This window comes from Halogeometricum sp. S3BR5-2, assembly GCF_031624635.1.
Lineage (GTDB): Archaea > Halobacteriota > Halobacteria > Halobacteriales > Haloferacaceae > Halogeometricum > Halogeometricum luteum.
The window spans coordinates 50,328-73,139 of record NZ_JAMQOQ010000002.1; the positions used below are offsets into that span (position 1 = coordinate 50,328).

Annotated in this window: 20 protein-coding genes and 1 tRNA gene; 11 read left to right on the forward strand and 10 right to left on the reverse strand. The window is 66.9% G+C overall.

Features of this window, described 5'->3' with window-relative positions; translation table 11 throughout:
• The first annotated feature begins 24 nt into the window (after positions 1 to 24).
• A complete protein-coding gene (locus NDI79_RS06625; protein WP_310927693.1) occupies positions 25 to 1,230 on the forward strand; it encodes a glycoside hydrolase 5 family protein in 1,206 nt (401 codons plus the stop codon).
• On the opposite strand, the gene NDI79_RS06630 is transcribed toward NDI79_RS06625, so the two are convergent.
• Entirely contained in the window at positions 1,231 to 1,770 is a 540-nt protein-coding gene (locus NDI79_RS06630) for a hypothetical protein (protein ID WP_310927694.1), read from the reverse strand.
• A gap of 203 nt (positions 1,771 to 1,973) precedes the next feature.
• Between NDI79_RS06630 and NDI79_RS06635 the strand changes: the two genes are divergently transcribed.
• Positions 1,974 to 3,314 (forward strand): restriction endonuclease, encoded by a 1,341-nt coding sequence (locus NDI79_RS06635; RefSeq protein WP_310927695.1) that lies wholly within the window; start codon positions 1,974 to 1,976, stop codon positions 3,312 to 3,314.
• 64 nt (positions 3,315 to 3,378) lie between these two features.
• Positions 3,379 to 4,296 (forward strand): UV DNA damage repair endonuclease UvsE, encoded by a 918-nt coding sequence (gene uvsE / locus NDI79_RS06640; RefSeq protein ID WP_310927696.1) that lies wholly within the window; start codon positions 3,379 to 3,381, stop codon positions 4,294 to 4,296.
• Positions 4,297 to 4,333: 37 nt separating this feature from the next.
• Here the strand turns inward: uvsE and NDI79_RS06645 are convergent, their stop codons facing one another.
• A complete protein-coding gene (locus NDI79_RS06645) occupies positions 4,334 to 5,203 on the reverse strand; it encodes a hypothetical protein (RefSeq protein WP_310927698.1) in 870 nt (289 codons plus the stop codon).
• 296 nt (positions 5,204 to 5,499) lie between these two features.
• Between NDI79_RS06645 and katG the strand changes: the two genes are divergently transcribed.
• The 5 genes from katG to NDI79_RS06670 all read left to right on the forward strand — a co-directional run bounded on the left by katG (position 5,500) and on the right by NDI79_RS06670 (position 13,084).
• A complete protein-coding gene (gene katG, locus NDI79_RS06650) occupies positions 5,500 to 7,644 on the forward strand; it encodes a catalase/peroxidase HPI (RefSeq protein ID WP_310927699.1) in 2,145 nt (714 codons plus the stop codon).
• Between the two features lie 447 nt (positions 7,645 to 8,091).
• Positions 8,092 to 9,240 (forward strand): BMP family lipoprotein, encoded by a 1,149-nt coding sequence (locus NDI79_RS06655; RefSeq protein WP_310927700.1) that lies wholly within the window; start codon positions 8,092 to 8,094, stop codon positions 9,238 to 9,240.
• Between the two features lie 42 nt (positions 9,241 to 9,282).
• Positions 9,283 to 10,902: an ABC transporter ATP-binding protein gene (locus tag NDI79_RS06660; protein ID WP_310927701.1), complete on the forward strand. Its 1,620-nt coding sequence runs from the start codon at positions 9,283 to 9,285 to the stop codon at positions 10,900 to 10,902.
• Entirely contained in the window at positions 10,899 to 12,032 is a 1,134-nt protein-coding gene (locus tag NDI79_RS06665) for an ABC transporter permease (protein WP_310927702.1), read from the forward strand. The genes NDI79_RS06660 and NDI79_RS06665 overlap by 4 nt, the downstream gene beginning before the upstream one ends.
• Complete coding sequence (locus tag NDI79_RS06670) at positions 12,029 to 13,084, forward strand: ABC transporter permease (RefSeq protein WP_310927703.1); 1,056 nt, start codon at positions 12,029 to 12,031, stop codon at positions 13,082 to 13,084. Before NDI79_RS06665 ends, NDI79_RS06670 begins: the two co-directional genes overlap by 4 nt.
• A gap of 85 nt (positions 13,085 to 13,169) precedes the next feature.
• Here NDI79_RS06670 and NDI79_RS06675 read toward each other — a convergent pair whose 3' ends face one another.
• The 3 genes from NDI79_RS06675 to NDI79_RS06685 all read right to left on the reverse strand — a co-directional run bounded on the left by NDI79_RS06675 (position 13,170) and on the right by NDI79_RS06685 (position 15,064).
• Positions 13,170 to 13,784: a DUF2238 domain-containing protein gene (locus tag NDI79_RS06675; protein WP_310927704.1), complete on the reverse strand. Its 615-nt coding sequence runs from the start codon at positions 13,782 to 13,784 to the stop codon at positions 13,170 to 13,172.
• Complete coding sequence (locus tag NDI79_RS06680; protein ID WP_310927705.1) at positions 13,781 to 14,368, reverse strand: hypothetical protein; 588 nt, start codon at positions 14,366 to 14,368, stop codon at positions 13,781 to 13,783. The genes NDI79_RS06675 and NDI79_RS06680 overlap by 4 nt, the downstream gene beginning before the upstream one ends.
• 171 nt (positions 14,369 to 14,539) lie before the next feature.
• A complete protein-coding gene (locus NDI79_RS06685; protein ID WP_310927706.1) occupies positions 14,540 to 15,064 on the reverse strand; it encodes a hypothetical protein in 525 nt (174 codons plus the stop codon).
• A 154-nt stretch (positions 15,065 to 15,218) separates the two neighbouring features.
• Here NDI79_RS06685 and NDI79_RS06690 point away from each other — a divergent pair, with 154 nt between their 5' ends.
• On the forward strand, positions 15,219 to 15,440 hold the full coding sequence (locus tag NDI79_RS06690) for a helix-turn-helix domain-containing protein (RefSeq protein WP_310927707.1): 222 nt from the start codon (positions 15,219 to 15,221) through the stop codon (positions 15,438 to 15,440).
• Positions 15,441 to 15,489: 49 nt separating this feature from the next.
• Positions 15,490 to 16,824 carry a hypothetical protein gene (locus tag NDI79_RS06695; RefSeq protein WP_310927708.1) on the forward strand — a complete coding sequence of 445 codons (1,335 nt, stop codon included), beginning with the start codon at positions 15,490 to 15,492 and terminating at the stop codon, positions 16,822 to 16,824.
• A 233-nt stretch (positions 16,825 to 17,057) separates the two neighbouring features.
• Here the strand turns inward: NDI79_RS06695 and NDI79_RS06700 are convergent.
• Together NDI79_RS06700 and NDI79_RS06705 are read right to left on the reverse strand one after the other, a co-directional pair.
• Positions 17,058 to 17,130, reverse strand: a tRNA-Arg gene (locus NDI79_RS06700).
• Between the two features lie 81 nt (positions 17,131 to 17,211).
• Positions 17,212 to 18,210, reverse strand: coding sequence for a hypothetical protein (locus NDI79_RS06705; RefSeq protein ID WP_310927709.1), 999 nt, complete (start codon positions 18,208 to 18,210; stop codon positions 17,212 to 17,214).
• A 206-nt stretch (positions 18,211 to 18,416) separates the two neighbouring features.
• On the opposite strand from NDI79_RS06705, the gene NDI79_RS06710 reads away from it, so the two are divergent.
• The gene (locus tag NDI79_RS06710) at positions 18,417 to 20,045 is read left to right on the forward strand and encodes a DNRLRE domain-containing protein (protein ID WP_310927710.1); all 1,629 of its coding nucleotides are present in this window, start codon (positions 18,417 to 18,419) and stop codon (positions 20,043 to 20,045) included.
• 34 nt (positions 20,046 to 20,079) lie between these two features.
• On the opposite strand, the gene NDI79_RS06715 is transcribed toward NDI79_RS06710, so the two are convergent.
• The 3 genes from NDI79_RS06715 to NDI79_RS06725 form a co-directional block, all read right to left on the reverse strand.
• A complete protein-coding gene (locus tag NDI79_RS06715) occupies positions 20,080 to 21,498 on the reverse strand; it encodes an MATE family efflux transporter (protein ID WP_310928696.1) in 1,419 nt (472 codons plus the stop codon).
• A gap of 213 nt (positions 21,499 to 21,711) precedes the next feature.
• Positions 21,712 to 21,918, reverse strand: coding sequence for a hypothetical protein (locus NDI79_RS06720; RefSeq protein ID WP_310927711.1), 207 nt, complete (start codon positions 21,916 to 21,918; stop codon positions 21,712 to 21,714).
• Between the two features lie 191 nt (positions 21,919 to 22,109).
• Positions 22,110 to 22,697 (reverse strand): 2Fe-2S iron-sulfur cluster-binding protein, encoded by a 588-nt coding sequence (locus NDI79_RS06725; protein WP_310927712.1) that lies wholly within the window; start codon positions 22,695 to 22,697, stop codon positions 22,110 to 22,112.
• Positions 22,698 to 22,812 lie beyond the last annotated feature (115 nt).

A 22,812-nucleotide genomic window follows, 5' to 3' on the forward strand; every position in this document is an offset into this window, starting at 1 on the left:
GACCGGTCCGCGGTAGTAGACATCATGGATTCGGAGCACCGCCGACGGGAGTTTCTCAAAATCTCGGCGGCGGCGACCGGTCTCGCGTCGGTCGGCGGGCGCGCGGCGGGCAGGCGGGTCCCCGCTCCCGACGGCGCGTCCGGAGGCGACTCCGCACCCCGGTCGGGTCCGGCCGACTGCGCGGACGGCGCGTCGGTCGAGAGCGCGGAGCCGATAGACGTCCGCGGGGCGATGTACCTGCCCGCGCGAGCGCTCACGTTCTACCAGATGTGGGCGGACTACGACGAGGCGGTGATCGAACGCGACCTCGGATACGCCGCGGACGTGAACCTCAACGCCGTCCGGACGTGGCCGAGTTACGAGTTCTGGAAGCGGGAGCCGGCGGCGCACGAACGCCGCATCGACCACTTCCTCCGCGCGGCGTCCGAGCGGGGCATCTCGGTGCTGTTCAGCCTCTTCGAGGGGAACGGCGTCTGGCCGACCGAGGAGAACCTCACCGACGACAACCCGTTCACCGGCGTCGGCGTCCGGTCGCCGGGGAACGCCCTCCTCGCCGACCGGTCGCGGTGGGGCGAGGCCGAGCGGTTCGTCGAGTGGTTCGCAGAGCGGTACGGCGACGACGACCGACTGCTCGCCGTCGAGGCGATGAACGAACCGCACTGGGACTCGCGGACGAAGCCGTTCGCGCGGTCGATGTTCGAGACGCTCGCCCGGAATCGGGGATCCGTCCCGCTCACCGTCGGGTCGACGAGCATGGTGAACAACGCGACGTACCTCGACTGGGGCGTCGACGCGCTCCAGTTCCACTACAACTTCCCCCGCTCGGAGGAGCGCTACCGGCGCTTCCTCGACCGGATGCGCGGCCTCGCCGACGAGTTCGACGGCCCGACGTGGCTGGGCGAGTGGCAACGCGTCCGGTCACCGCCGTTCGGCCCCTGTCCGCCGAACGACGACCACACCTACCCGAACTACGCCTCGCTCGCGCCCGCGATTCGCGACTCGGGGTTCGGCAACTTCTTCTGGTCGCTGATGGTGAAGCCCGCCTACCTGCCGCCGATGCGCGGGAACGGCGTCCTCAACGGCCTGTTCCACGAGGACGGCGCCGTCTGGAGTCTGGAGGACGCCCGAGCCATCAAGGCGATGTCCGGCGACCCCTCCGTCGACGGCCTCGAAGAGCGCTCCGAGTGGCCGGAGTGGGCGGCGGGCGTCAAGGAGTTCGCCTGCCGCTGATCAGCAGTCGTCGGCGCGACGGACGTCCGCGAGTCTGTTGTTCGAGACGTCGTTTCCGCTCTCGAAGTCGAACGCCGACGGGGACGTAGACGCGGACGTCGAATCCGACGTCGAGGCGGAACCTGACGCCGCGACGACGGAGACGCCGACGAGGTTCTCCCGGACCGCGCAGTCCGCCAGTCGCGGGGTCGCGACCCCTTCGAGGAGGAATCCGTACCCGTTCCCCGTCGCTTCGACGCCGCGCACCGTCGCGCGGTCGACGTTTCGGAGGGAGACACCGACCTCCCACGCCTCGACGACGACGTTCTCGACGACCACCTCGGAGAGCGCCGACTCGCCGCCCGCCGCTATCGCCGTCGTGTCCGAGACGCCGCCGCCGACGAGGGCGTGCCCCCGACCGTCGAGCGTGACGCCGTCGGCAGCGATTCGAACCATCGCCTCGGACGCCGGGGAGACGCCGCTGACGACTCTGTCATCCGTCAGCGCGTACTCGCCCGATTCGGTGATTCGCCCGTCCTCGGGCACCGGTCTCGGAGCCATGCCGGCCGGTACGTCGGGCGAGGTTAAGGTCGCTCGGGCGGTCTCGGTGTCGTCTCCGAGAAGGGGTCGTATCCTCCCGGTTTCCGTCACCGATACCTCACCGAGAAGTGCCCACTCTCCGCCCAGCGGCTTGCCTGCAGCGGTGGATTCCCACGGCAGATCCTGACGGAAAAATATAATTATTACCAGAGAAAGTATTTTCCATGACACTACTCGACGATCTGTCGGGCTTCGAGTTCGAGGACGTGATGGAAGACGTCTTCCGAAAACTCGGCTACCAGAACGTCCGTCAGTCGGAGAAAACGGGTGACGAAGGGCGAGATATTCTGATGGAAGAGCGCGTGAACGGTCAACGACGCGGTATCGTTGTCGAATGTAAACACAAAGACCGAGTCGGTCGTCCGGTCGTCCAGAAACTCCACTCTGCGGTCACGACGTACGATTTCACCGGTCCGAAGCGCGGTATCATCGTCACAACCGGGTCGTTCACCGATCAGGCCCGCGAGTACACGCGCAAGCTCAGGGAGCGAGGCGACGGAACCGAGATACAGTTAATCGACGGTAGCGACCTCAGAGAAATGGCCGATGACGTCGGCCTCGACCTCTACAACGGCCGAATCGAGATCGTCTGTGATCAGACGCTCCGACCGATCGATCCGGCGGGCGGCGTCGACAAACCGGTGCGCGACGCGTTTCGGGACGTCGCGAACTTCGACGCTCGAACCCTCTCCACGGTCGACTCGACGGTCCGGTTCGAGCCGGTCGTTTCAGTCGACGCACGAACCGACGCGACGTTCGAGACGTCGGTCGGCGTCATCCACCGAGTGGACGAGCGGGACCGTCTGCTGCTGGACGCCAGCGGTGATGCTCCGAGCGTTGCAGACGGAACGATCCGACAACTCGTCGCGGACGGCGGCCAGCACACGGTTCGCCTCGACGACCCCCGCATCGTCGATTCGTTCAGCCGACGGACGTCCGATCACTTCGGGCAGTCGGAGACCGATTACAAGGAGTGGACCGTCGACCGCCTCCGGGCGCAGTACACGACGACCGTCGAGTACACCGGCGACAACAACGTCGACTACGAGAAGGAGTGTGAGCCGCAAGTGTCGGACGTCTCGATTCAGTCGATCGATTCGGTGTACGTCCCGCGGATACGCTCTCGGACGACGCTGAAGGAGTACGAGTATTCGTTGGAGTACTACGCCGCGGGTCCGTCGCGGTCGACGGTCGAGAACGGAATCGGCCGATGCGTCCACTGCGGCGCGACGTGGCTGAAACACACCTACTGCGACAACTGCGGAAGCATCAACTGCCGGCGTCACACCAGAACCGAACGGCTCGAAGGTGAGCCGGTCTGTACCGGCTGTGCGGTCTCCGACCGCTTCGCGCTCCGCAAGCGATTCTTCTACGACGAGGAGAATCTCGCGACCTTCCGCGAGCAGTACGAGGATCGCCCGGTACACATGAAGGCGATGGAGAACAAACCGATGGTCGCGAGCACGGTGGCGATGGTGCTCTTCGCGATGCTCTTTCTGATCTGACCCGCCCGGCCGAGGTCGACCACCCGTGCGGTTATCCGCGTCGGGTACTCAGCGTCACACGTCGATGCTGGGCTACGCCTGTATGAACCGCACGCTGCGAGAGCGCGACCCGCCGCTGCGGTGCAACCGGGGGATGCAACGGAAGACGTGGGAGTCGCGGGGACTGGAGTACGCCTCCGAACTCGCCCTCCAGAACTTCTCCGACCTGTCCGAGATACTGCGCTGGAACGTCGACCACGGCATCTACTTCTACCGCTGTACCTCCGATCTAGTTCCGTGGAACTCCCAGTTCGAGTTGACCGACCTCCCGGACTACGAGGAGATAGCCCGAATCGCCGCCGACTGCGGCCGGTTCGTTCTGGACAACGAGATGCGCTTCACGTTCCACCCGAGCCACTGGTGCAAACTCGCCAGCGAGTCGGCGGACACCGTCGAGAACTCTATTCGCGACCTCGAAGTGCACGGCTCGTGGCTCGACCTGCTCGGTCTCCCTCGAACCCCGTACTACGGTATCAACGTCCACATCGGCGCCCACTACGGCGACAAGGAGGCGACGGCCGAACGCTTCCGCGAGGCCGTGAACCGCCTTTCGCCCGCCGCCCGCGAGCGTCTGATCGTCGAGAACGACGACGAGGAGGGCCTCTGGAGCGTCCCCGAACTGGTGGAGGCGGTCGCGGAACCGCTCGGGGTGCCCGTGGTGTTCGACTACCACCACCACCAGTTCGCCAGCCGGGGGCTCACGTACCGGGAGGCCTTCGAGTCGGCCGCGCGGACGTGGGGGGACATCCGCCCCATCGCACACTACTCCGAACCCGCGCGGCTGTACGGGGAGGACGCGCGGCCGCAGGCGCACGCCGACTACGTCTCGTCGGTCCCCGATTGGCTCCTCGACGGCGCGGACGTGATGCTCGAAGCCAAGGCGAAGGAGCGGGCGCTGCTCCGCTATCGGGACGGGACGGAATCGGTCGCCGCGGAGTCGTAGCCGGTCGGTCGGCTGGGGGGCCGAGACGACTCCCGGTTCACTCCGCCGATTCGGGCGTCCCCGCGGCGGCGTAGCGCACCGTCACCAGCGGCAGCCCTAACAGCGAGATGCGCTGTTCGGCCAGTACGTCCGCTTCGTCTCCGAACTCCTCGAAGCCGTCGAACGACGAGCCGAGGTCGTCCGCCGGCAGGACGCGGAACCGCTGGGCGGCCGGGAGGCGAAACGCGCCCGCGGCAGTGTGCAGGTACAGTCCGCCGTCCGGGCAGTCGGTCGTGAGGGCGACGCCCGCCCCGTCGTGCTCCATTCGGAGAACGGTCGAGAGGTTCGCGCCGGGGAGCGGCACCGCGATGTCGACGAACCGCTCTCCGGCGTCGACGTAGCTGGCGTAGACGGCGACGAACACCGCCTCGCCCGTCTCGTCGTCGGTTCGGACCCACAGCCGAGGGTCCTCGCGCGGGTCGTCCGCGGCCGCCGCGTCGGCCAGCGCGAACAGGTCGCTGGAGACGCGCTTTCGGTCCTCGCCGGGGCCGGGGAGGTTCAGCTGTTCGATTCGGCTCGTCACCCGACTCGCGAGACGCGCGCCGAGCGCGTACGGTCGGTGCCACTCCGCGTCGACGGTCATCCCGAACGAGGCGGTCCGCTCGTAGAGCGCGCGGACGTCGGGGTGGACGGCGCCGGGGTCGAACCCGGGGCGGGCGTAGTCGTCGAGCGAGCCCATCTCGCCGGGGACGCCGTCGCCGCGGAGGCCGCCGCGCTCCGGCCACGCCGGGCCGACGTACCGGTCGCCGTGCAGGGGGGAGAGCGGCACGCCGCGGGCGGCGCGACGGGCGCCCGCGAGGACGCCGCCGACCGCCAGTCCGACGCCGCCGAGACCCAGCGCGACCCTCCGAGTCAGACCCTCGAACACGGGTTCCGTACGGACCGTCGAACGTTAAGGCCGGCGCCCGTCTGCCGACCGCCCTCCCGGCGTCCGCGGAGTCCAAAATGATAGTTACGGACAGTCGCGGACAGACGCCGGTCGGACGCGGGCGCGGACGGCGCCGAGTGCGGCGGGTCGCGCCCGGCCGCGGCGCGCGATGTATTACCGAAGAACATTCCCGAACTAGATAATTCCTTTGCGTGGAGCCGAGTCTTCATTCCCAAAATGGAACTTCAATTCCGAATTAGACAATCTTAACACGCGAAAGAACCAAGCAGCTCGTAATGCCGAAATCCAACCGAGAGTGGTGGCCCGAACAGTTGAAGTTGGAGATCCTGGACAACAACGCGGACCCCGGGAATCCGATGGACGAGGACTTCGACTACGCCGAGGCGTTCGAGGAACTCGACCTCGACGAGGTGAAATCGGACATCGAGGACGTGCTGACCACGTCTCAGGACTGGTGGCCGGCCGACTACGGCCACTACGGCCCGCTGATGATCCGGATGGCCTGGCACAGCGCCGGGACGTACCGGGTCGCCGACGGCCGCGGCGGCGCGAACCGCGCCGGGCAGCGGATGGCGCCCCTCAACAGTTGGCCCGACAACGCGAACCTCGACAAGGCGCGACGCCTGCTCTGGCCGGTCAAGCAGAAGTACGGCGACAGCCTCTCGTGGGCCGACATGATCGTCCTGACCGGGAACGTCGCCCTCGAATCGATGGGGTTCGAGACGTTCGGCTTCGGCGGCGGGCGCGTGGACGCGTACCAACCCGACGAGGCCGTCGACTGGGGCCCCGAGGACGAGATGGAGAAGACTTCCCCCGAGCGCTTCGACGAGGAGGGCAGCCTGAAGAACCCGCTCGGTAACTCCGTCATGGGCCTCATCTACGTGAACCCCGAGGGTCCGTACGGCGAACCCGACCTGGAGGGCTCGGCGCACAACATCCGCGAGACGTTCAGCCACATGGCGATGAACGACGAGGAGACCGTCGCGCTCATCGCCGGCGGGCACACGTTCGGGAAGGTCCACGGCGCCGACGACCCCGAACATCTCGGCCCCGAACCCGAGGCCGCACCGATGGAAGAGCAGGGTCTCGGCTGGAAGAGCGACCACGAGTCCGGCCGCGGACAGGACACCATCACCGGCGGCATCGAGGGTCCGTGGAACAGCGCACCCACCATGTGGGACATGGGCTACATCGACAATCTGCTCGACCACGAGTGGGAACCGCACAAGGGTCCCGGCGGCGCGTGGCAGTGGCGGCCCGTCGGCGACGAACTCGAGGAGTCCGTGCCGGACGCCCACGACGACTCGAAGAAGGTCGACCCGATGATGCTGACCACCGACGTGGCCCTGAAGCACGACGAGGACTACCGCGAGGTCCTCGAGGACTTCCAAGAGAACCCCGAGAAGTTCCAGGAGTCGTTCGCGAAGGCGTGGTACAAGCTCATCCACCGCGACATGGGCCCGCCGTCGCGGCTCCTCGGTCCCGAGGTGCCCGACGAGGAGATGCTGTGGCAGGACCCCATCCCGGACGCCGACTACGACCTCATCGACGAGGAGGACGCCGAGGAGCTCAAATCCGAGATTCTCGACTCCGACCTGACCGTCCCCCAACTCGTCCGGACCGCGTGGGCGTCCGCGTCGACGTACCGCGACAGCGACAAGCGCGGCGGCGCCAACGGCGCCCGCATCCGACTCCGCCCGCAGCGAGACTGGGAGGTCAATAACCCCGAGGAACTCTCGACGGTGCTCGACACGCTCGAAGAGATCCGTTCGGAGTTCAACGACTCGCGGTCCGACGGGACGCAGGTGTCGCTCGCCGACCTCATCGTGCTGGGCGGTAACGCCGCCGTCGAAGAGGCGGCGGCGGACGCCGGCCACGACGTCGACATCCCCTTCGAGCCGGGCCGAACCGACGCCTCGCAGGAGCAGACCGACGTCGAATCCTTCGAGGCCCTCGAACCGATGGCCGACGGCTTCCGCAACTACCGCTCGGAGGAGGCCGACCAGCCCGCGGAGGAACTGCTGGTCGACAAGGCGGACCTGCTCAACCTGACGGCGCCCGAGATGACGGCGCTCGTCGGCGGCATGCGCGTGCTGGACGCGAACTACGACGGCTCCGACTTCGGCGTCTTCACCGACAGCCCGGGGACGCTGACCAACGACTTCTTCGCGAACCTGCTCGGTATGGAGACCGAGTGGGAGTCCGTCTCCGAGGACGACCAGCTCTTCGAGGCGTACGACCGCGACACGGGCGAACTCGTCCGGAAGGGCACGCGCGCGGACCTCGTGTTCGGGTCGAACTCCCGGCTCCGCGCCATCGCCGAGGTGTACGGCGCCGACGGCGGCGAGGAGCGGTTCGTGGACGACTTCGCGGACGCGTGGCACAAGGTCATGACCCACGACCGCTTCGACCTCGAGTAAGCGTCCAATCGGCGCCACTCGAGACGAACGCCCGGATTCCGACCCGGCCGCGCGCCCCGACGTCGCGTCTATCGCCGTCGGTCGGGTTTTGCGGCGACTGTTTCTACCGGGGAGGCGCGCACCGCGTGACCCATCGGCATCGGCGGAACGACGCGACGGCTCCACCGGGGTTTTCGGGCGCGGATTCCGCTCTCCTCCCCCTCCTTAGCGGGTACCGAACGCGGACGAACGGCGTCCGCTCGTAGCCGTATCCGCGTGTCGTCGGGGGTGCTTCGCCCGACGAACAACTCGCCCGTCCGTTTCGGCCCCATCGGCCGCGGCGTTTCCGGCCAGTTACCCGATTGTCCCAGCGAACTACGCTACCGAGAGAAATAAATGTAACTCAAACGGAATAATTTTCCTGGGCACGCGCCAACATAAGACAGGGTGCTGTCAATACCCTCGGACATGTTCGACGAATCACAGGACGGCGCTACCGAGCGGACGATCTGCCGACGCGGGTTCCTCGCGTCCGGTACGGCGCTCGCCGGCGCGGCAGCGCTCGCCGGGTGTCTCGGCGGCGGAGACGACGGCGGTGGTGGCGGCACCGGTGAGACGGACGGCGGTGGCGGGAATGGCGGCGGCACCGAGACGACGAACATCGCCATCGTCTCCAGCCCCGCCGGTTTCGACGACAACGCGTTCAACGACCTCGCGTTGGAAGGCTTGCAGACCGCGAGCGAGGAGTACGATATCGAGATCAATCAGGTCGAAGAGACCGAGCAGGCGCAGTACCAATCGACGCAGGCCAACCTCGCTCAAAGCGGCGACTACGGCCTCATCGTGCTGGTCTCGTACAACCACACCGAGGCGTTGACGCAGAACGCGGCCGACTACCCCGACCAGAACTGGATGCTCATCAACGACCACGTCGACCAGCCGAACGTCGCCGGCTACACGTGGGCGAACCATCAGATGTCGTACCTCGCGGGCGTCCTCGGCGGGACGATGACGACCGAAGAACTGACCGGCGGCGGCGGTTCCACGAATCCCGACAACGCTCAGATCGGGTTCGTCGGAGGCGTAGACGGCTCGCTCATCAACGCGTTCGAGCGCTCGTACGTGGCCGGAGCGGAGTGGGTCAACTCGGACGTGCAGGTCAACGTCGGCTACATCGGCAACTACACCGACACGAGCACGGCCGCTGACATCGCGAGTTCGCAGTACGACGACGGTGCGGACATCGTCTACCACGCCGCCGCCGCCGCGGGTCGCGGCGTCTTCGAGGCCGCACAGGAGAACGAGCGCCTCGCCATCGGCGTCGACGCCGACCAGTCGACGACGCTCCCCGACTTCCAGGACGTCATCATCGGCTCGGCGGTGAAGTACATCAACGAGGGAACCCGCGAAGTCGCCGTCGCCGTCGCGGAGGACGACTTCCAGAGCGTCGCCGGGGCGAACACGCTCGGACTGGAGGACGAGGCGGTCGACTGCGTCATCGGGCAGGCCTACGAGGGCCAACTTCCCGACGCCGTCCAGCAGAACCTCGACGAGGCGAAGCAGGCGATCATGAACGGCGATATCACCGTCCCCTGTACCGCCGCCGGGTGTAACTGACCGTCCATCGTCCCTCTTCGATGGATACCCGTCTCACTTCCCATGCCAGATAACGCACAGCATCCGGCCGTCCGACTCGAGGGTATCACCAAACGCTTCGGCGACGTGGTCGCCAACGACGGCGTCGACTTCGCGCTGGAACGCGGGACGGTTCACGCTCTGCTCGGCGAGAACGGCTCGGGTAAGACGACGCTGATGAGCATCCTCTACGGCCTCTACGAGAAGGACGCGGGCGACATCGTCGTCGACGGCGAGCGACGCGAGTTCGACTCGCCGCGGGACGCGATGGACGCCGGCGTCGGGATGATTCACCAGCACTTCCAACTCGTCGAACCGATGACCGTCCTCCAGAACATCATCTTGGGCCACGAGCCGACCGAGAACGGCCTCGTAGACGAGTCTGTCGCCCGCGAGCGAGTGACTGACATCTGCCGCCGCTACGAGTTCGACGTCGACCGGCACCTCGACACGCCGGTCCGAGACTTCGACCTCGGTTCCCGCCAGCGCGTCGAAATCGTCAAGAGCCTCTATCGAGGTGCCGACATCCTCGTGTTCGACGAGCCGACGGCCGTCCTCACGCCCCAAGAGGTCGACCGCCTCGCGGACGTGATGGCCGAACTCACGGACTCGGGTCGGTCGCTCGTCTTCATCACGCACAAACTCGACGAGGCGTTGACGGTCGCCGACGAGGTGACCGTGCTCCGAGACGGCGAGGCGGTCGGCACCGTCGCCGCCGCCGACACGACCGAGCAGGAACTCGCGCGGATGATGGTCGGCCGCGACGTCCTCACCGAGAGGCGCCCCCGCGAACGCGAGACCGGCCCGCCGAAACTCGGGGTCGAGGGACTGTCCGTGGACGGCGACCGCGGCCGAGAGCGGGTGTCCGACGTCGACCTCACGGTCCACGAGGGCGAAATCCTCGGCGTCGCCGGCGTCCAGGGCAACGGCCAGACCGAACTCGTCGAGGCCGTCACCGGTCTGCGGTCGGCGTCGTCGGGACGTATCACGTTCGACGGCGACGACGTCACCGACGCGAGCCGTCGCCAGCGCATCCGAGCCGGTATCGCCTACGTCCCCGAAGACCGTCAGACGGAGGGGCTGGTCCAATCGTACGACCTCGTCCGAAACGCGTTGCTGGGGAACCAGACCGTCGGTCGGTTCGTCTCCCGGCGGTTCATCGACTGGGCGGCGGTCCGCGACCACGCCGCGGACATCGTCTCCGAGTACGACGTTCAACCGCAGAACCCGGAGGCGCGTGCGCGGTCGCTCTCGGGGGGCAACCAGCAGAAGTTCATCGTCGGTCGCGAAATCGAACACGACCCGGCCGTCATGGTGGCCGCCCACCCGACTCGCGGGGTCGACATCGGCTCCATCGAGTTCATCCACGACCGACTGGTCGCCCTCCGCGAGACGGGCTTGGCCGTCCTGCTCGTCTCCTCGAAACTCGAGGAGATTCGGGCGCTGTCGGACCGAATCGCCGTCATGTACGAGGGCGAGTTCATCGACGTGGTCGACCCCGACGACGTGACCGACGAGGACCTCGGCTTGCTGATGGCGGGTCGTCGCCTCGACGGCGAACGCGCCGCCGAGGGGGACGCCCCCGACTCCGAGCGCTCGGAGGGGTCGGACGACGCGGTCGAGAGCGGGGGCGTCGCGTCGTGAGCGACGCCGATTCGAGCCGCGCGCGCGCCCTGCTCGACCGGGCGGCCGACCGCGTGTTCGACCTGACGGTCCTCGAACGACTCGCGCTCGCCGCGGCGTCGACGGCGCTGGCGCTCCTCATCGGTCTCGTCGTCGTCGCGGCGGCGGGCTACGACCCGGTGCAGTTCCTCCGATTCGTGTTCGTGGGGTCGTTCGGCGACGCCAGCGCGACGGCGCGGACGCTCAAGTTCACGACGATTCTCACGCTGACGGGGGTCGCCGTCGCCATCGCCTTCCGCGCCGGCGTGTTCAACATCGGGGTGCAGGGTCAGTTCGTCGTCGGCGGATTCACCACCGTCGTCACCATTCTGTGGCTCGCACCGATGTTCCCCGCGGGGACGGTCGGCGGCGTTCTCCTGATGGTCTTCGGGACGCTCGCGGCCGTCGTCGCGGCCGGTGCCTACGGCGCGCTTCCGGGGATACTGAAGGCGTACGCCGACGCCAACGAGATCATCACGACCATCATGCTGAACTTCGTCGCCGTCGGCGTCGTCGGCTACCTCGTCGAGGGGGCCTTTCGCGGCGAGGGCAACCGAGCCCCCAACACCGAACGACTGCCCGAGTACGTCTCGCTCCCGCGAATCGTCTACGACAACCCCGACTTCTCGATTCTCGGGTTCGCGGCGGCGCTTCTCGTCGTCGCCCTCGTCGCCGTCGTCATGGCCCGAACCACCGTCGGCTACGACATGGTGACGAGCGGCTTCCAGCAGGCCGCCGCGACGTTCTCCGGGGTCGACGCCGAGCGAACCATCGTCACGACGATGACGCTCTCGGGGATGGTCGCGGGCGTCGCGGGCGCGGTGTTCGCCATCATGATTCAGGGCTACTACAGCGACCCCGCCGGCGTCGGGACGTACGGCTTCGACGCCATCGCGGTGAGTCTGCTCGCCGCGAACAACCCGCTGGGGGTCGTCCCCGCGAGTCTGCTGTTCGGCGGTCTCGACTCCGCGGCGTCCTACATCAGCATCAACAGCGACGTCCCCGTCCAGTTGATCGACGGTATCGTCGGACTCGTCGTGCTGTTCGTCGCCGCGCCGGAACTGTTCCGGATGGCCGCCGAACGAATCGGTCTCGGAGGTGCGGACCGATGAGCGGTGCGACGCTCCGTACCGACGAACGGTCGCGGCTCCTCGTCGGGACTGTCCTCGTCGTCGCCGCGCTGGCGGTCGTCTCCACGACGGTATTCGACCTGCCCGTCGGGGCTATCCTCACGGTCGGATTCGTCGAGAGAGCGCTGCAAGCGGCCTCACCGATCGCTCTCGCGGCCGTCGGCGGACTCTACGCCGAGAAGAGCGGCGTGTTCAACATCGGACTGGAAGGGTTCATGATATTCGGCGCGGTCGCCGCCGCGACGTTCACTTACCTCTTCGGCGGGGACGCACCGAGCCAGACCACCCTCTGGCTCGGCATCCTCGGAGCGACGTTCGTCTGTGGCCTGCTTTCGGTCGCGTTCGCCGTGTTGCTCGTTCGATATCAGGCCAATCAGATCGTCGCGGGGCTCGCCGTCTGGTTCATCGGTCTCGGGTTCGGCCCGTTCACCGCCGTCCTGCTGTGGGGCAACCGGAACAGTCCCGGGTTGACGAGCATGAGCAGCGTGACCGTCCCGGGACTGTCCGAAATCCCGATTCTCGGCCGCGTCCTGTTCGACACGTCGCCGCTGGTGTGGCTGGCCGGCGCCCTCGCCGTCGCCGCGTGGGTCGTCCTCTTCCGCACGAAGTACGGGTACTGGGTACAGGCCGCGGGCGAGAACCCGGAGGCGCTCGACACGGCCGGCATCGACGTCACCCGCATCCGCTACGCGGCCGTCATCTTCTCCGGCGTGATGGCCGGACTCGGCGGAGCCGTGCTGATGGCGCACGCCGGGTCGTTCACCGGAACCGGCGACACGATGGTCAACGGCCGCGGGTGGATCGCCATCGTGGCCTACCTGTTCGGGAACTACAACCCTATCGGCGCGGCGCTCGCGGCGCTCCTGTTCGGCGGTCTCGACATGCTCCAGATTCAGTTCCAGACGGCGGGCATCGAACTCCCGAACCGACTCGTCAACCTGTTCCCGTACGTGGCCGTCATCGTCGTCCTCACCGTCTGGGGGTCGACGCGAATGCCGTCGTCCGTCGGCGAACACTACGAAAGCGAGGAGTGAGCGGCCGAGACTCGCCGGAGCCGTTTCCTCCGCGGTTCGACGCCTCTCCTCGTTCGCTCGCCGGTGACCCCCAGTTCGCGTCGTCTCACCCGTCGTCGCCGTCCCGGAGGCGGTTGCCGAAGAAGCCGACCAGTCCGTCGACGCGGCCGGTTCCGTAGAGCGCGACGAGTATCGCGCCGACGCCGTTGAACATCAAGTCGGTGACGATGTCGTCGATGCCGTAGACGGTGACGAGACCGCCGAGGGCGAACTCCAGCACTTCCCAGAAGACCCCCGCCGCGAGGACGAACACGACGATGAACACCGTTCTGAACTCGGAGGGGACCTCGATGTCGGCCGAGTGGAGTTCCAACGCCCGGAACGCCGCGTAGCCGAGTCCGGCGACGACCGTCGCCGAGAGCGTGTGCGTTATCTCGTCGTACCACTGGTACCTGTCGTAGAACCCGAGGAAGCCGACGACGTGGAGGAGCATCGAGAGCGTGACCCAGACGACGAGGCCGGCGTCCATCCGGTAGCCGTACTCGCGGCGGAGCAGCGCCGGCAGGAACGTCACCCCGAGTCCGACGGCCCCCGACGCGACGAGCGGCGCTCGCAGGGTCGCGAGACCGTAACCGAACAGTCCCGCGAGGACGGCCTGCAGAACCCGCACGAGGGCTCGCTCGTGGGATTCGGACAGTCCCAGCGCGCCGCCGAGAGTCACGACGTCTCCCCCTGGTCCGCCGACTCGCCGACGGCGCCGACCGGTTCGTACCGCGCGAAGTACAACTCGCAGAGGGCGCCCAGAACGGCCCCGACGACGGTGACGGCGACGATATCTCGCTGGAGCTCGGTCTGCGTGCTCAGGAACGCGCTCCCGAGCCACCGGTCGGAGTAGAACTGGGCGACGACCCACACCGCTTGCAGCGCCATCGTGGTCAGGACGCCGAAGACGACGGCGAACCGGCGACTCAGTTCGACCGCGGTGAACACGTCGAGTTCGACGACGAGGGCGAGCGCGAGCGTTGCGAGGGCGAGGTGGCCCGCGATTTCGCTCTGGAACCCCGTCTCTCTGGCGACCACTGCGACGGCGGCGACCACCGGGAGCGGCCACGAGACCATCGCCGTCCACTCGCGGGTCGCGAGCGCAGGAACGGCGAGGACGGCCGCGATGACCAGCGAGAAGACGCCCCAGAGTGCCGCGCCGGCGACGAGGTTCTCGACGCCGCCCGACGCGACGACTCCCGTTGCTACCCATGCGATAGCGGCGTTCGTCCGTCGACCGCGAACGAGTCGATGAAGCGACATCGTGTCACGTTCGTCCGCCGTTCCTCGAAGGCGTGACCGCGGCGACCGGCGACGAACGGGCCGGTCTCTGGGTCTCCCCCGCTCGAACGGAGGGACCCGACCGCGGACGCGGGGCCGAATATTCGCCGCCCCCACGAGCGACGCCCGCTCGGAGACGCGAGGGTCCGCCGGCTATTCCTCGTCCTCGTCCTCGTCCTCTTCGTCTTCGTCGTCGTCGCCGTCGCTTCGCTCGTCCGCCTCCGACGACTCGGCGAACCGGTCTTCCCCCTCGCCGGTCGCCTCTCCGTCCCCATTCTCGTTCTCGTCTTCCTCGTCGTCCTCGTCCGTTCGTCTGGCCTCCACTTCGACCTCGGATTCGACCTCGAGTTCGTTCTCTCCGGTCCGCTCCAGTTCCGTCTCCGCTTCGACCTCCACTTCTACGCCTTCGCCCGTCTCGATTTCTACCTCGGTTTCGACCTCCGTCTCCTCTTCTCGGCCGTCCGCCCCGTCGACGGCCGGAACCGACGCTCCGGACCCCGCGGAGCGAGTGGCGAAGTACGCCAGCGCGGCGCCCCCTCCGACGAGGAGGGCCGTGCGCGCGAGGCCGCACTTGGACGACTCGTCCGACTCGACGGACTGCGCGTTCGTCGCCGGGGCCGACTGTTCGTCGGTTCCCGCTCCGGTTTCCTCGCCGCGGAAGAGCGCTTTCAGACTCATGACATTCCCCGTTGTGCTCGCCCGAGGAAGTGCGTTTGGGCCTCGTCGGGTGGCGTCTCCGCTCTCGTGGGTCGAACGGGGACACTCACTCGACGGGGATTCGGTACCGCCGAGACGGATTTCGCTCGCACGTACATCCCACAAAACGGACCCGATGGGAGTCACGCGAGCGTCAGCGACGGACAGGTTTGCCCGCAAATTACTCGAAGTTCCGTACTTCACAGCGAACGACATCGTGCGAGAACTCGACGTATCACGCGGGACGGCGTACAACGCCATCGAGAACCTCGAAGATGCTGGCCTCATCGAGGGAGTCACCGGGGCGGAGTGGGGCCAAGAGTACAAGGCAGTGGAAGTGTTCGACGTGTTCGAGTAGACCGATTCGGCGCGAAGGTTTAAGTCATAAACCGGGACCATCCCGGTTTATGCACCGTCGAACGTTCCTCACCTCGCTCGCACTCGCATCGACTGCTGGTTGTACGACGACGAAGTCTGACTCGGCCGTTGCATCGTCTGGGGAGGACACGTCTCGTCCCTCCGAGACGACGACTGCGACGAGTGGACCAGTACAACGCTCGGTCGGAGAGTCGTACTCACGGCCCGACGGTGCTACCATTGCGGTTGCATCCGCTCGGTTCACCGGCGCAGCGCGGCTGGACGATGGAACCACAATTACTCCAGAGCAGGGTAACGCTTTGATCTTAGCTGACGTCCGGGCAGCGAATACGGATGAATCGGTCGTCGACCTCCCTTCTCGTGACTCTCTGGCACTTATCACCGGTGGGAGCCAGTACCGGCCTCTCAGACCGAAGGGGAAACCGGGTGGGGAACCGACGCTGTCGTTCCCGCTCGGTGGAGCGCTTTACGAGACAGTCGAAGACGCCCATCCTAACGTCACCGCGCGGGGCTGGGTTTTCTTCGAGGCCCCGGCTGACTCGACGGAGTTCCGTATTTCGCTCTCCGATTCACAGTCGTCGACCTTGGAAGCGTATTGGGATGGAACGGTCGACCCGAGTTCGCTTCCAGACGTGGAACTCACGTCTCTCGACGTTCCGGAAGAACAGATCAACGGTGATCCAATACAGCTCTCGGTGTCCGTGACGAACACCGGCGGGAGTGCTGGATTGTTCAACCAGCGGTTCTCTATCGTACGAAGCAACGAACCGAATACACCGGGCGGCACACTTGATGCGACAGTTGAGCCTGGCGAAACAGTAACAATCGAAAAGACGCTTCCGGCACAAGGGGTTCAAGACGTGACGGTCGCAGTACCTCCCGCGTTCGAGAAAACGACTCACGTCGTTCCCACGAAGGCACAGTTTGGAAGCTCTCACGAGCTACCGAATGGTGTCCAACTTCGGGTAAGCAAACCGACCGTCAGTGATACGGTTTGGGTCGACCAAAACGGAGGTGGATCTGAGATCTACTCGATCGACAGGCGCTCGTTCGCTGTCTTCGAGATAACCGCGTGGAACCCGACGGAGTCGACTATCTCGGAGCCTGACGAGGACTGGTTCGAGGTCGAAGGGAACGGGTTTGTCGATTCGAATTCGAATCGTGGATTTGCACGTGGACTGCGCGAACCAATCGAGATGCCATACTTCCGTGGTTCACGTGAGCTCACCCCCGGAGAAACGACGAATGGTGTCCTCTACTTCGACGTTCCGAAGAACACGAGTGTTGGCGAGATCGCCTGTCGAGTGAAATGGCCTGTGACCGAACGTACGAACCAGGTCTGTGAATGGAAGGTGGGTGAATAATCCAGACACACAGTTGCGTCCCCCGGAACTCACGATGGAATCGGTGGAGAGTGAAGCGAACGAAATCCCCACGAGTTCGTCACGCGTTCATCTCGAGTCGCCGTAGTCTGTCGATTAGAAGCGGAACGGACCCGACGGGATTGAACCACGGTCGCTCGCTTCGCTCGCTCCCCGATTCAAATCCCGCGGCTGTCGCTGATTCGTTCTCCACTTCGTTCCGAACAGAATCGTAGCGGACCCGACGGGATTTGAACCCGCGACATCTTGGTCCGGAACCAAGCACTCTGTCCACTGAGCTACGGGCCCTCGGAGTGAGTTACCGGCCGCCGGCGTATAACGATTGTGAACCGTTCGGACCCACTCGACGCGCCGCCGAGCGGTCTCCGTTCAGGGGGTCCACTGCACGGCGTGCTGTTCCTGGTCGTCGGTGCCGCTCTGTCCGACGACGACGCCGCTGGCGTTTACGGCCGAGGCCCGACTCCGACCGATTCCGTCCGCCCGGAGCGTCCCGAGGTCGCTCAGTCGGCCGTCGGCCCAGTAGCACGCGTGCCCGACGCCCGCGTCGACCTGGCTCTCGCCGACGACCACGTCGCAGGCGACGTCGTACGCGTCGCTGTAGCCCGAGTTGTCGGCGCGGAACGTCCCGAGTTCGACGCGTTCGCCGTCGGTCCACATCGTCGCCGTCCGCGAGGCGAACTCCGCCGACCGCAGACTCCGCCCTACGACCGTCGTCGGGGTGGCGCCGAACGCTGCGCTCGCGTCGTCGCCGTCGAGTGCTCCGAGGTCGGTCATCCCTCCCCGCTCGGTCCACCGGAAGGCGTGGACGGGGCCGTCGTCCGTCTCGCTGTACCCGACGACGCTCCCGTCGTCGACCGCCGCCGTGGCGGCGCTCCGACCCTCGCCGTCCGAGCGGAGCGTCCCGAGTCCGTGCATTCCCTCGGTCTCCGTCCAGCGGAACGCACGGACGACGTCGCCGTCGGCGGCGGCGTGTCCCACGACGGTCCCGCGGTTGTCGACTCCGTGCGCGCGGCTGCTCGTCGGTCCGTCCCCGAGGGACCCGAGAGGTTCGACCGTTTCGTCGTCGACCCAGCGTACCGCCCGCCACTCCCAGTCGTCGTCCTGCGCGCTCCCGACGGCGGTGCCGCGGGCGTCGACGGCGGTCGCCTCGCTGTTGCCCCGCCCGTCGGAACGGAGCGCCGGCAAGGGCGTGGGTACGGGCGTCTCGTCCGGGTCCCGGTCCGCTTCGGCCGCCCAGCGGACCGCCCGCGTGAAGACCGCCCCCTCGACCCGACCCTCGCTCGACCCGACGACGGTTCCGCGTTCGTTCAGGTCGGCCGCGTCGCTGATCTCTCCGCCCTCCAGCGTTCCGAGGTCTACGAGGTCCACCGTGACTCCCGTCTCGTCTTCGGGGCGTCGCTCGGACGTTCCGACCGACTCGACTGGCGTTCGACTCGTCCGCGTGGGTCTCCGCTCATCTCGATAGTGAACTCCGTGCGCGCATATAACGATTGAGAATCTCACGCACGGACGACCGTACAGCACCCCTGAAAAAGAACTTTCCCAGAGAGGAGTCTTCTGGAGAGAGTACGTATATGCGACAACAGCATCACGGGGGCGGTTCGCACTCGGTCTCCAGACGGAACTACCTCCGGGCGGTCGGCGCCGCCGGCGTCGCGGGACTCGGCGTCCGCGCCGGTAGCGCCGAGGCGGCCGCGGCGAGTCCGTGGACGGTTGTCGCCATTCCGGACACGCAGAAGTACGCGGAGAGTTCGTCGCTCATCTCCCGGGCGCACGCCCAGACCGACTGGATTCGAGCCAACAGAAGCGCCGAGAACATCGCCTTCGTCAGCCACGAGGGCGACCTGGTCGAACACGGCAGCAGCACCACCGAGTGGCAGCGGATGGACGCCGTGATGGACAAACTCGACGGGGTGGTGCCGTACGGGACGACCATCGGGAACCACGACTACGCGACCACCAGTAACCGCTCGTCGAGCCTCGCGAACTACAGCAAGTACTTCGGGAAGGCGCGCTACTCCGGCAAGAGTTGGTATCTCGGAGCAGGGCCGGGCGACCGAGCGCACTACCAGCGGTTCTCCGCGGGCGGATACACCTTCCTCCACGTGAACTTGGAGTGGGGCGTCCCCGGCACCGTCTCGGACTCGGGGACGCTGATGGGGTGGGCCGACGACCTGCTCGCGAGGTACGCGAACACGCCGACTATCGTCACCACGCACTCGTATCTCTGGGACAAATCGGGCGCCGAGGGGCACGGCGGACAGCGGAGCGGAGCCAACTCCGGACTGGACATCTACCGGAACCTCGTCCGGCGGCACCCGCAGGTGTTCATGGTGCTCGGCGGGCACTTCCACTACACCGACGGGCAGTGGAAGCAGACCTCGACGAACGCCGCGGGGACGGCGGTGTACGAGATGCTCGCCGACTACCAGCACTACGCCAACGGCGGCGACGGCTGGATGCGACTGATCAAGTTCGTCCCGGACGGCGGGTCGGGGTCGCTGGACCGCGTCTCGGTGCGAACGTACTCGCCGAGTCGGAAGCAGTACAAGACCGACGGCCGCAGCCAGTTCTCCTTCGATTTCGACTTCGCCAGCCGGTTCGGCCAGCCCTCCTCCGGGTCGGACTCGGGGTCCTCGGGCGGGACCACCGGCACCGCGACGTTCCAGCAGGGGTCCGGCGGCTACGCGGGGACCCAGGACACCTACCTCCGGGAGGCCTCCCCGACCACCGGGTACGGCTCCGCGACGACGCTCACCGTCGACACGGACGAACCGTCGAAGTCGGGGAGACGGACGCAGGGGCTGCTCCGATTCGACAGCATCGTCGGCACCGGGTCCGGACAGATTCCGGTCGGGTCGACGGTCACCTCCGCGAAGCTGTCGTTCCAGACCGTCGACCCGGGTAACGGGGCGTCGCTCCACCGCATGCGGACGAAGTGGACCGAGTCGGACACGTGGTCGTCGCTCGGAAGCGGCGTGCAGACCAACGACGTGGAGGCCGCCTCGACCGCCGACGCGAAGACGGGGACGACGACCGCCGGCGCGACCACCGTCGACGTGACCAAGAGCGTCGCCGCGTGGGCCGCCGGAGCGGCGAATCTCGGGTGGGTGCTCGTCCCCTCGGGCAGCAACGGCTGGGACTTCTACTCCTCGGAGGGGTCGACGCCGCCGAAACTGATCGTCACGTACCGGCGTCCGTGAACGTCCGACCTCGACCGAACCTCACGCTCGCTCGTCACTTCGGGGCGGCGTCCGCGCGGTCGATGACGGACTGCTTCCACGTCCCGCGGGTGAACCACGCGGCGGCCGCGACGGCGCCGAGAATCTGCCCGACGGCCATCCCGATCCAGATGCCCGACTCCCCGAAGTCCAGGACGAACGAGAGGTAGTAGACGATGGGGACGCGACCGACCCAGAGAGCGAACAGCGAGAACGCCAGCGCGGTCTTCGTGTTGCCCGCGCCGCGGTAGGCCCCGAGGACGGTCTGGAGGACGCCGATGAAGCCGAACTCGAAGGCGCGGACGCGGACGTACTCGGCGCCGAGTTCGATGGTCCGCGCGGCCGAGTCGGTGCCGGTGCCGATGAAGACGCCGACGATGGGTTCGGCGAAGACGTAGGCGACGACGCCGATGAGGAGCATCACCGCGGCGCCCACCTTCGCGGCTAGCCACACCGCCCGCTCGGCTCGGTCCGGTTTCTGCGCGCCGAGGTTCTGCCCGACGATGGTGTCGGTCGCCCGACCCAGTCCGAGCGCCGGGAGGAAGACTAGCGAGGTGAGTCGGTTGCCGAGGCCGTAGGCGGCGACGACTTCGGGCGTGAACGTGACGACCATGGCGGTCAGGGTGATGAAGCCGAGGGCGCTCGCGGACTGTTCGAGGGCGCTGGGAACGCCGAGGCGGACGATTTTCTCGATGTACTCGCGCCGGGGGACGAAATCGCCCAGCGAGACGTCGGGGCCGGCGTCGGTCCAGAAGATGACGTAGAGACCGACGACCGTCGCCACCAGGCGCGACAGCACCGTCGCCACGGCGGCGCCCGTGACCCCGTAGCCCGCGAAGCCGGTGAGGCCGAACAGCGAGGCTTCGAGGCCGGGGACGCCGAGCATCCCGAACAGGGGGTTGTTCTGAAAGCCGAAGATGAAGATGGGGTCGACGACGACGTTGATGGCGACGCTGATGAACATCACGACCATCGGCGCGCGCGTGTTGCCGTACCCGCGCATGAGCGAGGAGAACACGAAGAAGCCGAACAGGAAGGGGAGGCCGAGGAAGAACACCCGCATGTAGTCGCCGGCCAGCGGGATGACCTGTCCGGCCGTCGCGGCCGAACTCGGCAGGACGCCGAGCATCAGGTCCGTCGCGAAGAAGCCGAGGAGGCCGACGGCGACGGCGATGGCGGTGATGAACGTGAACGTCTGCCCGGCGACGACGCCGGCCGAACCCTCCCGCTTCGCGCCCGTGTACTGCGCGACGAGGATGGTCCCCGCGACGGTGAACCCGCCGCCGACCGAGATGAGAAGGAATATCAGGGGAAACGCGAGGCTGATGGCGGCGACGGCGTCCGTCGAGAGGCGGCCGAGCCAGACGGTGTCGGCCAGGTTGTAGGCGACCTGGAGCAACTCGGTGACGATGATGGGCCACGCGAGCGCGAACATCGGTCGTTTCAGGTCGCCCTCGGTGAGCGACGCACCGTCGGGCGATGTTGGAGGCACTGAACGTGTAGCAGGACGTAACTTCTTGTTAAGCCGTCGAAACGGGAACAGACGGCCGGATATTTCGAATCGAAACGGTATCCTCGCGCGTCGACCGCGCCGCGTCGAGGCGGGCGGTCAGTCGGAAACGACCCGTTCGGAACTAAACTTTCGGTGTCAGAGCGGATGCGTCTCGTCGGCGCCCGTCGCGCCGTCGACGGCCTCGCGAATCGCCTCGACGTCCCCCGCGTGGAGCAGTTCGTCCAGTTCCGCCTCCGACACCCCGTCGGCGAGTCGGGCGACGGTGTCCGCGAACGTCTCCGCGGGACGGTTGCGCGCTTCGATGAACTCGTAGACGTCGTCGTCGAGGCGACCCGAACTCATATTCTCGACAGTCTGAATGTATTCTGTGTACTTAAATCTCTAGGAGAAATTCAGTTTCAGACACGTCGTCGCTCGGTCGGATCAGCTCGGAGGTCACTAGAGTCGAAATCGACGGAGAACGGCCCGAATCTCGAAGCGCTCTTCGAGAAGGCCTCGCACCGCGAGAACGAGCGAATTCGGGAGGCCGATTCTCAGGGCGCTTCGCCGGTTTCGAGCGTGAGGTCGGCCTTGGGGTAGGCGACGCAGGTGAGCGTGTACCCTTCGTCCATCTCGGCGTCGTCGAGCATCTGTTGGTTGTCGTGGACGACGTAGTCCTCGGAGTTGCCGCCGGAGGTGACCTGCCCGGCGCAGGAGACGCACTGACCCTGCCGGCAGGCGTACGGGAGGTCCCAGCCCTCGTCCTCGCCGGCTTCCAAGAGCGTCTGGTTGTTGGCGACTTCGATGGTGCTGCCCTGCTTCGCGTACTCCACCTCGAAGTACTCGACTTCGTCCTCGGGGATGTCGGCGGGACTCGTCGACTCCTCTTCGGCCTCGCCTTCGAGTTCCCCGCCCTCTTCGCCTTCGCCGACGGCGCCCGCGGCGACGCCGCCGCCGCCGATAGAGCGGTTCATCGGTTCGGGGAAGTCCGTCTCGGGGACGGTGCTCGCCCGGCGTTCGAGGACGTCCTGTGAGATGTCCGCCGTCGGCGTCCACGCCGTCCCGCGCGAGAAGTGCAGGGAGACGGCGAGGAGCGTCAGGGTCACGCCGAGACCCAACCCCAAGAGACTGATTTCGACCATGTCGGCGGCTACGGAGTCATGGGTTAAGGGAATTTTGATTGACCTCACTCGAACGGGCGGTCTGCGGGCGTTCGTCGCCGTCTCGGACCGCGACGGAACGCGGCGAGACGCGACG

What these genes read in the sequence shown, in the direction of transcription:
- NDI79_RS06625 (WP_310927693.1), top strand. Translation starts at nt 25, where the DNA reads ATGGATTCGGAGCACCGCCGACGGGAGTTTCTCAAAATCTCGGCGGCG.
- NDI79_RS06630 (WP_310927694.1), bottom strand. Translation starts at nt 1,770, where the DNA reads ATGGCTCCGAGACCGGTGCCCGAGGACGGGCGAATCACCGAATCGGGC.
- NDI79_RS06635 (WP_310927695.1), top strand. Translation starts at nt 1,974, where the DNA reads ATGACACTACTCGACGATCTGTCGGGCTTCGAGTTCGAGGACGTGATG.
- uvsE (WP_310927696.1), top strand. Translation starts at nt 3,379, where the DNA reads ATGCTGGGCTACGCCTGTATGAACCGCACGCTGCGAGAGCGCGACCCG.
- katG (WP_310927699.1), top strand. Translation starts at nt 5,500, where the DNA reads ATGCCGAAATCCAACCGAGAGTGGTGGCCCGAACAGTTGAAGTTGGAG.
- NDI79_RS06655 (WP_310927700.1), top strand. Translation starts at nt 8,092, where the DNA reads ATGTTCGACGAATCACAGGACGGCGCTACCGAGCGGACGATCTGCCGA.
- NDI79_RS06660 (WP_310927701.1), top strand. Translation starts at nt 9,283, where the DNA reads ATGCCAGATAACGCACAGCATCCGGCCGTCCGACTCGAGGGTATCACC.
- NDI79_RS06670 (WP_310927703.1), top strand. Translation starts at nt 12,029, where the DNA reads ATGAGCGGTGCGACGCTCCGTACCGACGAACGGTCGCGGCTCCTCGTC.
- NDI79_RS06680 (WP_310927705.1), bottom strand. Translation starts at nt 14,368, where the DNA reads ATGTCGCTTCATCGACTCGTTCGCGGTCGACGGACGAACGCCGCTATC.
- NDI79_RS06685 (WP_310927706.1), bottom strand. Translation starts at nt 15,064, where the DNA reads ATGAGTCTGAAAGCGCTCTTCCGCGGCGAGGAAACCGGAGCGGGAACC.
- NDI79_RS06690 (WP_310927707.1), top strand. Translation starts at nt 15,219, where the DNA reads ATGGGAGTCACGCGAGCGTCAGCGACGGACAGGTTTGCCCGCAAATTA.
- NDI79_RS06695 (WP_310927708.1), top strand. Translation starts at nt 15,490, where the DNA reads ATGCACCGTCGAACGTTCCTCACCTCGCTCGCACTCGCATCGACTGCT.
- NDI79_RS06710 (WP_310927710.1), top strand. Translation starts at nt 18,417, where the DNA reads ATGCGACAACAGCATCACGGGGGCGGTTCGCACTCGGTCTCCAGACGG.
- NDI79_RS06715 (WP_310928696.1), bottom strand. Translation starts at nt 21,498, where the DNA reads ATGTTCGCGCTCGCGTGGCCCATCATCGTCACCGAGTTGCTCCAGGTC.
- NDI79_RS06720 (WP_310927711.1), bottom strand. Translation starts at nt 21,918, where the DNA reads ATGAGTTCGGGTCGCCTCGACGACGACGTCTACGAGTTCATCGAAGCG.
- NDI79_RS06725 (WP_310927712.1), bottom strand. Translation starts at nt 22,697, where the DNA reads ATGGTCGAAATCAGTCTCTTGGGGTTGGGTCTCGGCGTGACCCTGACG.